The 10,197-nt window shown below is 58.9% G+C and carries 8 protein-coding genes; all 8 read left to right on the top strand.

Annotated elements, in window-relative coordinates:
• The first annotated feature begins 574 nt into the window (after positions 1 to 574).
• The 8 genes from HMPREF3148_RS03635 (at position 575) to HMPREF3148_RS03600 (ending at position 10,160) form a co-directional block, all read left to right on the top strand.
• Positions 575 to 2,368 (top strand): GmrSD restriction endonuclease domain-containing protein, encoded by a 1,794-nt coding sequence (locus tag HMPREF3148_RS03635; RefSeq protein ID WP_049062908.1) that lies wholly within the window; start codon positions 575 to 577, stop codon positions 2,366 to 2,368.
• Positions 2,369 to 2,399: 31 nt separating this feature from the next.
• Positions 2,400 to 3,272 (top strand): hypothetical protein, encoded by an 873-nt coding sequence (locus HMPREF3148_RS03630; protein ID WP_235429948.1) that lies wholly within the window; start codon positions 2,400 to 2,402, stop codon positions 3,270 to 3,272.
• Between the two features lie 65 nt (positions 3,273 to 3,337).
• Positions 3,338 to 4,924: a phosphoglycerate dehydrogenase gene (gene serA, locus HMPREF3148_RS03625; protein WP_049151720.1), complete on the top strand. Its 1,587-nt coding sequence runs from the start codon at positions 3,338 to 3,340 to the stop codon at positions 4,922 to 4,924.
• A gap of 120 nt (positions 4,925 to 5,044) precedes the next feature.
• Entirely contained in the window at positions 5,045 to 6,061 is a 1,017-nt protein-coding gene (locus HMPREF3148_RS03620; protein WP_049151719.1) for a 3-isopropylmalate dehydrogenase, read from the top strand.
• Between the two features lie 21 nt (positions 6,062 to 6,082).
• Complete coding sequence (locus HMPREF3148_RS03615; protein WP_049151718.1) at positions 6,083 to 7,936, top strand: DUF294 nucleotidyltransferase-like domain-containing protein; 1,854 nt, start codon at positions 6,083 to 6,085, stop codon at positions 7,934 to 7,936.
• Entirely contained in the window at positions 7,937 to 8,581 is a 645-nt protein-coding gene (locus HMPREF3148_RS03610) for an exonuclease domain-containing protein (protein WP_049145914.1), read from the top strand. It abuts the gene before it with no gap.
• Between the two features lie 126 nt (positions 8,582 to 8,707).
• Positions 8,708 to 9,517: a fumarylacetoacetate hydrolase family protein gene (locus HMPREF3148_RS03605; protein WP_188093140.1), complete on the top strand. Its 810-nt coding sequence runs from the start codon at positions 8,708 to 8,710 to the stop codon at positions 9,515 to 9,517.
• A 97-nt stretch (positions 9,518 to 9,614) separates the two neighbouring features.
• Positions 9,615 to 10,160, top strand: coding sequence for a class I SAM-dependent methyltransferase (locus HMPREF3148_RS03600; RefSeq protein WP_370876106.1), 546 nt, complete (start codon positions 9,615 to 9,617; stop codon positions 10,158 to 10,160).
• Positions 10,161 to 10,197 lie beyond the last annotated feature (37 nt).

Raw genomic sequence — 10,197 nt, 5'->3', positions numbered from 1 at the left:
GGGGGGGGGGGGGGGGGGGGCAAGCCCCGGTTCAGAATGGTTGTTGCATCCTGAATCGGGGTCTTACTTTTTGCGTTTTTGGAGCCTTTCATGGTTTCGTACCATTTTCGGGCTTCAGTGCTGATTGCGATTATGGCCGCTGTTGTGGCGGCTATTGCCTGTGCAATTTCGCTCATCGCTTCACCTCCTCTCTTAAGGAGTACCTTTATTATAGCGCGCTAGGACGCTATGGGTAAGTCGAAAATCGGAAACTTTTCGACCCTGATATTTAATCTGTCCTGTTGTGCGTCGGATTGCAGGCTCGATCACGCAAAGATCCCACAAACGGGCTGGCAACCGTGCTAGAGGTGGCAAGGGTGGCGAGGGTGGCGAGGTGGCATGTTTCTCACCTGTGACTATCCCGATGCCGCTGGTCGCGAATCTGGCGATTATTGATGAGCTGGGTTAAGAACCCGCTCGATGTTACTGCTTAATTAGGCGGCGCATTTGTGGTTTTAGAGTCCGATTTTGTCGGAATATGTGAGATATATTTCTGGACGGGCAAGATGCTGGGAGCAGGGGTACAGTCGGAACCATGGGTTTTACCACGCCAAGCTACGATCTTAATGACCTCTTCGCACGCATCGACCGCGGCGATATTCAACTTCCGGATTTCCAACGTGCCTACTCCTGGGATGAGGACCGCATTCGTTCCCTCATTGTTACCGTGCTGCGCGGCTACCCAGTGGGTGCTCTGATGGCGCTGGATACACGAAATGAAACGATGCGTTTTAGGCCGCGTCCTCTCGCCGGCGCGCCGGATACTGGCGTTAATCCTGGCTTGCTACTGCTGGACGGCCAGCAGCGCTTGACCACGCTGTACCATTGCTTCCGCGGCAATGGCTCGGTCGACACCACTGACTTCCGTTCGAAGAAGATCACCCGTACTTTCTACGTTGATCTGCACAAGGCAATCTCGGAGGAGATCATGCCCGATGAGGCGGTGTTTGCTGTGAACCAGCATGGCGAGCTGCGTTCGCACTTTGCCCCAAATATTGAGGGCGCAATTGTGGACCGCGAAACCGCGCTTGATGCTTGCTGCATCCCGGTTTCGGCGCTTCTCAGCGAAGAGGGCACTAGCATGCTCTTTGAGCTGGCTGCGGCACACGATGGCGTGAACCGCGACGTCGTATCGGCGTTCAACAACCGCATTTTGCGCCCCCTGTCTGGTTACGACGTACCGATGATCCGTCTGTCTCGTGAGACCGCTCGCGCTGGCGTGGGCTCCATCTTCGCGCAGGCCAATTCCGCTGGCTTGCAGATGGACGTATTCGACCTCCTGACCGCTGTCTTTGCATCAGAGGATCCTGATTTCCACTTGGCGCAGGACTGGGCAGAAGTAGAGGCTGATCTGCGCCGCTCTCCAGCACTCGACGGTATTGGACGCAACGAGTTTCTTTCTGCGGTATCCCTTTATGTTTCCGGTGAGAAAGGCAAGGCGGGTGGGCAGCGCGAGGACATCCTGCAGCTTTCGCTCGCGGAGTACAAGGCGGCGTCGGCAACGCTGCGCATCACGTTCCGAGAGGTTGCGGAGTACCTTGCGGAGCGCTGCATCTTGAGCCTGGAACAGGTTCCTTACAACGAGCAGATCATTCCGCTCGCCGTCATCCTTGCTCGTCTGGCCGAGCGCCACGGTGTGCTCTCTAAGAAGGAGGCGTGGGATCGCCTCAATCAGTGGTTCTGGAGTGGCGTGTTTGGTGAGCTTTACGGCTCTTCCGCAGTCAAGCTGCGTGCAGCCCGCGACGTCGATGAGGTCACCGCATGGGTGGCAGGGGAGTCCGAGGTAGTGCCGAAGACCGTCCAAGATGCAACGTTCCGCGAGTCTCGTCTGCTTTCCATCGACGAATCCGATGGCGTCTGGCATGGCCTCTACGCGCTGTTGATGGCTCGCGGTGCTCGCGATTGGCGTACGGGAACCGAGTTCAATCGCAATACCTTCGAGGAGCTGAAGCCGGGGTTCTTCCCGGTCTTCCCACTCAACTGGTGCAAGCGTCACGGTGTGAGCGAGGTGCTGGCAAACTCGGTGCTCAATCGCACCCCAATGGGTAAGCGCACGGAAGTCGTGCTCGATGGCTACGCGCCTGAACGGTACCTGCCGCGTGTGCAGTCTAAGTCCATCATGGAGGATGCTGAGTTCGATGAGGTATTGTCCTCCCATGAGCTCGACATCGATCTTTTCCGTTCTACCCGTGCCCAGGAATTCTTTATTGACCGCCGTGAGCGGTTCGTAGGAATTGTCGAGTATGCATTGGACAAGCAGGTTATCCGCGATGTCGACGAAGCAAACCTCTCTGGCGGCGAGGAGGGCCCGCAGGCCTTTGCGCGTTAGGCAGTTCCTCGCGCTGTCGTTAGCCGCCGTAATGGTTCCCACCATCGGCGGCTGCTCTGACATTGGTCGCGGTCAAAAACTCGTCACCCCTGAGCTGGCGGAGCTTGCAAATGAAGACATCGATCTGGCGCGGGCGGCGGCTGAAAACACCAACCGACTGATCGATCCTGCCTTTGTGGGGAAGACCACCGTTGTCCAAGACCCGTGGGGATTTGAGTCGGCACGTCTGTTCTTCAAACAGTCCCATACGCTCTTTGTGGCTGAGAACTCGGACGCAGCTAAGTTGCGTGCTGCCTCAATTGCAGTCTCCCAACGAGCGCCGATGGTGGTTTATGACGATTCGGTGCGCAATGATATATACCGCTTGGCCGAAGACGTCGGCGCCAACCTTATCGTGACCGTGGGCAAGGTGCCGTTTGCGGATGCCTTTTACCCTGGCGAGGAGAGGCAACACCAAGTGGTCCGTGACCCCGGCAATACCAAGGCGCTCGGCGAGTACACTGCGTTTGGGTTTACCTCCAAAGTGATTGTCGATCCCAACCGTATGGTGGAGGAAGTTGCCGCCTTAGACTCGAATGAAAAGATTGAATTGAAGGCGGCTTGGGAGCCGCTGCCACAGCAAATCTCGCATAAGAAGATGCCTGCAATCCCTGGTTCGGCCCGTAGGGATGGCCAGATGTCACCGAATATCGTTGCGACCTCCCAGAGTCCCATTGCAAATGTTGTGAATGCCAATGCATACGGCGGAACCGTTTTAATCATGCCCGACCCTGACCCCAGTGCCACCAAGGTAGGGGCTGCGATGGTAGCTGGGTTAGAAGAAGGGCCGGTAGTTGCCCTTGGCCCCGAATTCGGTTCAGCGAAAGAATTTAGCGCAAAAATTTCCCGCGGATGGACGGAATAAACTACACTTCCATGCAACGTATGCGTTATGTATACGTTCGCCCTCCCAACCAAGTTAAGGAAGTCATGTCGAAGCCGGTTGTTCTTATCGCCGATAAGCTTGCTCAGTCCACCGTCGCCGCTTTGGGCGACTCAGTAGAAGTTCGGTGGGTCGACGGTCCCAACCGTGCTGAGTTGCTTGCGGCGGTGCCAGAAGCTGATGCATTGCTGGTGCGCTCCGCCACTACAGTCGACGCCGAGGTGCTCGCCGCGGCCACCAACCTCAAGATTGTTGGTCGTGCAGGTGTGGGCCTTGACAACGTCGATATCCCCGCAGCTACCGCGCGCGGCGTTATGGTCGTTAACGCCCCAACCAGTAACATTCACAGCGCCTGTGAACAGGCAATTGCTCTGTTGCTTGCCGCAGCACGCCAAATTCCAGCGGCTGACCAGTCGCTGCGTCAGGGGGAATGGAAGCGTTCTTCCTTCAAGGGTGTCGAGGTATACGGCAAGACCATCGGTATCGTTGGCTTTGGCCACATCGGTCAGCTATTCGCTCAGCGTTTGAAAGCATTTGAGACCACCATCATCGCGCACGACCCTTATGCAAACCCGGCTCGTGCGGCAGCACTGGGCGTGGAGCTTGTCGAGCTTGAAGAACTGATGGCCCGTGCTGACTTTGTGACGATTCACCTGCCGAAGACTGAGGAAACCGCCGGCATGTTCGACGCCGAGCTGCTTGCCAAGGCCAAGAAAGGCCAGATCATCATTAATGCTGCGCGTGGCGGACTCGTCGACGAGCAGGCGTTGGCAGATTCCATTAAGGCGGGTCACCACCGCGGTGCCGGATTCGATGTTTATGCCAACGAGCCGTGCACGGATTCCCCTTTGTTCGAGCTGCCGCAGGTGACGGTTTCCCCGCACTTGGGAGCTTCGACCGTCGAGGCACAGGACCGTGCTGGTACCGACGTCGCAGACTCGGTTCTCAAGGCGCTGGCTGGAGAGTTCGTGGCAGATGCCGTGAATGTCTCGGGTGGCCGTGTGGGCGAAGAAGTTGCGGGCTGGCTCGACCTGGCTCGTAAGTTGGGCCTTACCGCTGGCAAGCTGCTGGGTCAGGCGCCCGTGGCTATCGAGGTCGAGGCCCGTGGTGAGCTTTCCAACGAGGATGTTTCTGCGCTGGGACTCTCCGCTGTCCGCGGTTTGTTCAGCGGCGTGGTCTCCGAAGCAGTCACCTTCGTCAACGCTATGCAGATCGCAGAATCCCGTGGCGTCAATGTTGAGGTTCGCACTCACACCGAGTCCAAGGGTCAGCGTTCCTCCCTTGTTGTCACCGTCATTGGTGCGGACGGCGCGACGTCGCAGCTCACTGGTGCCATCACGGGTATCGACGGTGTTGAGAAGTTCATTCGCATCAATGAACGCGGCGTCGACATGCGCGCCACCGGCCGCAACCTGTTCTTTAGCTACGATGACGTCCCAGGCGCCTTGGGTACCGTGGGTACGAAGCTCGGTGCTGCCGGCATCAACATCGTCGCCGCAGCTCTTACGCAGGGCAAGACGCCAGCTGACGCCGTGCTTATTCTGCGCGTCGAGTGCGAGGTTGCAGAAGAGCTGGTTGAGGACATCAAGGTTGCCCTCGGCGCAGAGTGTGTCCAGCTGGATCTGGACGCCTAGCCTGACGCTTTCTGCTTAATCCGTCAATCTGACCCCCATGTGTTCCCGCTGCATGCGGAATGCATGGGGGTCTGCTAATGTGGCCGATGTATCCATATTGTGAGAAAGGAATCCCGCAAAATGAAACTGGCGGTTATTGGCGGAGACGGAATCGGCCCAGAAGTTACTGCAGAGGCCCTCAAGGTGCTCAACGCGGTACGGGGCGACATCGAGACCACCGAGTATGACTTGGGTGCGCGACGCTACCTGCGCAATGGCGAGCTCCTCACCGATGCCGACCTCGCCTCTATTCGCGAGCACGACGCAATTCTGCTGGGTGCTATCGGCGCGCCAGGTCAGGTTCCCCCGGGAATCCTGGAGCGTGGGCTGTTGCTGAAGATGCGTTTCGCCCTGGACCACCACGTGAACCTGCGCCCCTCCAAGCTGTACCCGACGGCTACCTCGCCGCTGGCGAACCCAGGAGAGATCGACTTCGTCGTCGTCCGCGAGGGCACAGAGGGCCTGTACTGCGGCAACGGTGGCACCCTGCGCGAGGGCACTCCGCACGAGGTAGCCTCCGAGGTCTCCCAGAACACCCGCTTCGGCGTTGAGCGCGTTGTTCGCGATGCCTTCGAACGCGCAATGGGCCGCCGCAAGCATGTGACCTTGGTTCACAAGACCAACGTCCTGGTCAATGCCGGTGGCTTGTGGCAGCGCACCGTAGAAGAGGTGGCTAAGGAATACCCTGAGGTCACCGTGGACTACAACCACATCGACGCCGCCACGATTCACATGGTTACTGATCCTGGCCGCTACGACGTCATCGTCACCGACAACCTTTTCGGCGACATCCTCACCGACCTGGCTGGCGCTGTGACCGGCGGTATCGGCCTGGCCGCGTCTGGCAACATCGATGCTTCCGGCACCAACCCTTCGATGTTTGAGCCGGTCCACGGCTCGGCGCCGGACATTGCGGGAAAGGGCATTGCTGATCCAACCGCTGCCATTTTGTCTGCAGCGATGCTGCTGCGTCACATTGGCGACGAAACCAATGCGGTGCGCATCGAGGAAGCCGTTGCCGCCGACGTCTCCGCTCGTGGTAGCGAGCAGCTCGGCACCACCGAAATTGGTGACCGAATCGCCGCCGCACTGACCTAAAAACCGCTACGCTGTGGGTGCATGAGCGTTGAATTAGACGAGGTCCGCAGTTTCCTCGCCCAGCACGAGCCCTTCTCCCGCCTTCCGGAGGAGGAGCTCGACGCGCTGCCCGCGCACCTAAGCATTGCGTATTTTCGCCGCGGCGATGTCATCGTCCGTCTTGGCGAAGAAAACTTCTTCCTACATGTCATCCGTACCGGGGCAATCGATGTCCTCGGTGAAGATGGCGTGCTTTTGGATCGTCGCGATTCCGGGCTGACCTTTGGCTATTCCACGTTAATGGGGCAGCCGGAATCTCGTTACGAGATGATCGCCGTGGAAGACTGCTTGGTCTTTCGCCTGCCACAAGAAGCTTTTACTCAACTCGCCGAGCGCAACCCGGACATCGCGCGCTTCTTCTCGGCGCAGTCCCGGCAGATCCGTGCCGCTGCGCGCGAGCTGTCGGACGCCACCACGGGCGACGCCCTGCGCACACCTATTGAAAAGATCACCCGCACGGACCCGTTGCAGGCCGATTCCACGACGTCGATAAGCGCAGCTGCCCAACTCATGTCTGAGCATGGCGCGTCCTCCCTGCTCGTGGTTGACGGTGGGGAACTGACCGGAATTGTGACCGATAGGGACCTGCGCTCGCGGGTTCTTGCATTAGGCCGTGACCCGCAGGAGGCGATCGCGGAGATTATGACGTGTACTCCGGTCACCGTGAACGCTAGCGTGCCGGCCATGGAAGCGCTGCTGCACATGGCAGAACGAGGAATCCATCACTTGCCCGTCGTGGCCAAAGGGCAGTTGCGCGGCATCGTTACCCAATCCGACATCACGCGTTTGTTGCAGAACGACCCGCTCTATCTGACTGCGGATCTTTCCCGCAAGAACTCTGCCGAGGAGCTTGCTGGTTCCTTCAACGAGGCCACCGCACTCGCAGCACGCTACGTCGAGCGCGGCTCCACGCCTTCGGAAGCAGCGAGCCTCATCACCATCGCGGCAGACGCAATCGCGCGGCGTTTGTGTGTGCTTGCCGAGCGCGAGCTGGGCGCCCCACCAGTCGACTACGCCTTCGTGGCGGTGGGTTCCCAGGGCCGGCGCGAGATGGCGCTTGCCTCCGACCAGGACAATGCGCTGGTGTTGGCGGACGACTATGACGAAGCTCTCCATGGGGAGTACTTTGCGCGACTATCTTTGTTCGTGTGCACCGGATTGGACAAGGCCGGCCAGGTGCTGTGCCCGGGAGAGATGATGGCGATGACGCCACAGTGGCGCATGACGGTGACGCAGTGGGAGAAGACCTTCCACGAATGGATTACCGCACCGCAGCCGGACGCGCTGCTCAATGCGCAGATCTTCTTCGACTTCCGCGTCCTCTACGGCAGCCGGGAACTGGGCGAGCGCGTCCATTCTGCGGCCGTGACCATGGGCAAGGGGGCTCGCCGCATGCATGCGCACCTGGCGAGTTTGGCTGCCCGCCGTGAACCACCGCTGACCTTCTTCCGCGGACTGGTGGTGGAAAGGGACGGCGAATACGCCAATACCCTAGACATCAAGAAGGGCGGTACCGCAGGAATCGTGCAGATGGCGCGCCTTTTTGCTTTGGCCATCGGCAGTGAGGAGGTCGATACCCGCAAGCGTCTGCGGGAGGCTGCGGGGGACTCACTAAGCAAGATGGGAGCCCAGGAGCTTCTCGACGCCTTCGACTACCTGCGTTCACTTACTCTCGCGCATCAGGCACGGCAGCTGCGCGATGGCGTTGCGCCGGACTATCACATCGATCCGAAACAGCTGGGCCGCCTCGAGCGCGAGCGCCTGCGTGACGCATTTCGCGCGATCAAGAGCATGCAGAATGCCCTGGCCACGAAGTATCCCGTGAGGAACATCTAGATGGGACTCTTTGATCGCTTCGTGCAGCGCCTCGATTGGCAGCGCCCTGATCCGCGCACGCGCTTAGAGGACCTTCCGCTGTTGGCTGTCGACATGGAAACCACGTCGCTGGATCCAAGAGAAGGCGCGATTGTTTCGATTGGCTGGGTACCCATTAACGGCGGTGTTATCGATCTCGGCGGCGCCGATTACGTGCTGATTAAGGGAGCTACTGCTGGCCAGATTGAACAGTCCGTGCACATCCACATGTTGACCCAGGACGTGGTGGATGCGGGCGTTGCAGAAAAAGAAGGTATATCGAGACTGCGCGAAGCCTTGCAGGGGCGGGCGTTGCTGGCGCACTTCGCAGCGCTTGAAGTGGGTTTTCTTAAGGCCGCCTGCAAGCGAATTTACGGAGCTGCGCTGCGCCTTGATGTGGTGGATACCTTTGCGTTGGAACGGCGCCACATGGAACGCATGGCCACGTACCCGCGTGGGGAGGATCTCCGCCTTGCGCGCGTTCGGCAGCGTTACGGCCTGCCCAATTACGGCAATCACAATGCGCTTAGCGACGCCCAGGCATGCGCCGAGCTCTTCCTTGCCCTGCGCCACGACCTTGCGGGGATGACGTTGAAACAAGTGGTGGCGGCGTCGGAGCGGCGATAGGTTATGCGATTTCAGCTTCAGGTCACGGGTCCACGCTGGGTGCAGGAGAGTTCTTGGAGGAATTCGCAGAATTCAAATATGACCTTAGCTAACGTGTGAAGATCCCATATTGGTAGCATGGCCGTTATGCGTTTAGGACGAATTGCTCACCCAGAAGGAATCTGCTTTGCCATCATCGACGGGCCGGAGGGCGCCCCGCTCGAGGAGCTTGTGGCTAAGGAAATCTCCGGCACTCCATTTACCACCCCAGAACCTACCGGACGCGAATGGAAGGTGAGCGACGTGCGGTTGCTCGCCCCGACTTTGCCCACCAAGGTTGTTGCCCTGGGCCGCAACTACGCGGACCACGTGGCTGAGGTCTTCAAGGAGTCCGCTGAGCACCTTCCGCCGACAATCTTTATCAAGCCATCGACCGCGGTCGTCGGGCCGAACGTGCCGATCAAGATTCCAGACTTTGCCACCAACGTAGAGTTCGAGGGCGAACTGGCCGTTGTTATCTCTAAGGTTTCTAAGAATATCAAGGCTGAGAACTGGAAAGACCACGTTTTGGGTTACGTCATCTGCAATGATGTTTCCTCCCGCGACCTGCAGTTCAAGGACGGCCAGTGGGCGCGTGCAAAGGGCATTGATACCTTCTGCCCACTGGGTCCATGGATTGAGACCGACCTGGATTCACTGAACCTGGATGATCAGAAGATCAACGCCTACCTGACCCACGATGGCAAGCGTGAGCAGAAGCAGGACTCCAACACTGACCAGATGATCGTTAAGATGGGCGGCATCCTGGAGGAGATCTCCGCGGCTTATACGCTGCTGCCTGGCGACGTAGTAACTACCGGTTCTCCGGCTGGTACAGCGCCGATGGTTCCGGGCGACACCATCGAGATTGAGATTCCGGGTCTAGGCTCGCTGATCAACCCGATCGAACGCGCTTAATTTGGCGAAAGGTAGACCCATGCCCCACGTGGACAGTATGCACAATCATCATGAGTACGATAATGAGGGGCATGGGTCAACTCATGGCCCAGGGCATCTGCCCACCCGGGAAGAGTTTGAGGAACGCTACGCACAGAGCCAACAGATATGGTCTGGCAATGTGAACGCAACGTTGGTTGACGAAGTAGCTGACCTACGGCCCGGTACCGCGCTTGACGTCGGCTGTGGCGAAGGTGCGGACCTCCAGTGGTTAACTGACCGCGGGTGGGGGGCACTCGGCATAGACTTTGCGCCGACTGCTGTGCAGCGTTGCTTGGATCGTGGGCTGCACGCAGAGGTGGCAGACTATAACGAGTTTGAGCACGAACCTTTCGATTTGGTGTCGGTGCACTATGGCGGTATCCCGGCGACCGAGGAGGGCGTGGCTAAGCTTGAGGCCTTGACTGGTGATGTTTTGGTCTTTGTTCACCACGATCTTGAATCAGATGCCGTTGCCATGCCCGCGTGGCTTGCGGAGAACCTCAAGGAGCTTGAGGTGGTTAAGCTGGATAAGCGGGAACGCCGCGTCGAGGGCGGCGCAGGTGCCCACCATTCCCACGACGTGGTTTTGGTGGCCAAGCGCCCAACTGAAGCTGCTGGCTAAAGGGGCTCTTCCGGTTTTAGAGTGCATTGATTCTGTG

This window comes from Corynebacterium sp. HMSC05D08, from assembly GCF_001807215.1.
In the GTDB taxonomy this organism is placed as follows: domain Bacteria; phylum Actinomycetota; class Actinomycetes; order Mycobacteriales; family Mycobacteriaceae; genus Corynebacterium; species Corynebacterium striatum.
Note: the sequence above shows the minus strand (reverse complement) of the source record. Positions and strands in the feature narration are given on the sequence as shown.